Annotated in this window: 2 protein-coding genes; both read right to left on the minus strand. The window is 75.8% G+C overall.

From position 1 onward, the window contains the following. Positions 1-49: 49 nt before the first annotated feature. Positions 50-553, minus strand: coding sequence for a hypothetical protein (locus ACWF94_RS40655; protein WP_453500350.1), 504 nt, complete (start codon positions 551-553; stop codon positions 50-52). Beyond that, positions 550-1,312, minus strand: a 763-nt coding sequence (locus ACWF94_RS40660) for a class I SAM-dependent methyltransferase (protein ID WP_453500352.1), incomplete at its 5' end; no start/stop codon positions are given. The genes ACWF94_RS40655 and ACWF94_RS40660, both read right to left, overlap by 4 nt.

Genomic DNA, 1,312 nt, shown 5'->3' on the forward strand with positions numbered 1-1,312 from the left:
GGACACGGCCCGGCCCGGCCGGGGGACACCCGGACCCGGGCGCGCGGGGTCACAGCGGTACGGCGTACCAGCGGCGGTGGGTCAGCGGTTCGACCAGGAAGGCGCTCGCCGACGCCGTCGCCGCGACGGCAGCGGCCGGCAGCGACCCCCAGCCCGCCGCGGCTGCCCCGGCCAGCACCACCACGGGCCGCAGCAGGGTGAGCGGGCCGAGGCCGACCACCGAGGCCAGGGTGCCGACCCGGAGCGGTGCCCAGAGGCAGCAGGCCAGACCGAGGCCGACGACCGTCGCGTACGGGGTGATGACGAGGAGCATGCGCCGGGCCCCCGCGTCGAGTTCGGCGTAGCGGTCCGCCGGGCTGTCCGCGAGGAGCAGCAGCCCTGTCGCGACGACCGCGGTCAGGGCGAGCGCCGGGGCGCCGACGGCGACCCCCCGCCGGGCGGCGAGCACATGGGCGGCGGCCTTGCGGATCCGGCCGTTCCGCCCGGCGGAGGCGCGGAGTCCGGAGAACGCGGCGTCCGTGAGCGCGAGGACCAGAAGCAGCAGGGCGTTCATACGGCACCCGCGCCCGGCGTCCGGTGGCCCCCCGGAGTCGCCCGCCCTTGGTTTCCCGGAGTGGCCCGCCCTTGGTTTCCCGGAGTGGCCCGCCCCTGGTTTCCCGGAGTGGCCCGCCCTTGGTTTCCCGGAGTGGCCCGCCCTCCCGACGGTTCCCCGACGAGCCGCCCCGACGAGCGGGTGCCGAGCGCGGCCCGCAGGTCGGGAAGGAGTTCCGGCCGTACGCCGATCACCGGGCGTACCTGGGCGCAGAACGGGTTGCCGCGCTCCCCCGGCTCGTACACCAAAGGCGTCAGGCCGCGCGCGTGCGCCGCCGCCCGGAGCAGGGTGGCGTCGTCGTGGGCGCGGCGTGCGGAGACCACAGCGTCGTGTCTGCCGAGCAGGTCGCGCGTCCGGGCCCGGTGGAAGATCCGCGCACCGATGGCTGAGCGTCCGATGGCGGAGCGTCCGGGGGCGGCGATGTCGAAGTGGCAGAACGCCGCCGCCCCGGAGGCGGAAACGGACTGGGCGGCGAAGAAGGCGTCCAGGTCCCGGCCGCGGAAGTGGTGGAGGACACCGGTGGAGACATAGACGGTGGCCGGTTCGCCGAGGGCGAAGGCGTCACCGTGCAAAAAGCGGCAGGGCAGGTCCTCGGAGGACGCGAGGCGTTCGGCCTCGGCAACGAGAGCCGCGTTGAAGTCCACGCCGATGAGTTCGACATCGTCGGCGGAATCGGGCGCCGGGCGGGCGGATACGGGACCGTGGTGTCCCCAGGGCCCC

It is taken from the genome of Streptomyces sp. NPDC055078 (assembly GCF_053607985.1).

Bases quoted from the DNA above. Each gene is read 5' to 3' on its own strand.
- ACWF94_RS40655 (WP_453500350.1), bottom strand. From the start codon at position 553: ATGAACGCCCTGCTGCTTCTGGTCCTCGCGCTCACGGACGCCGCGTTC.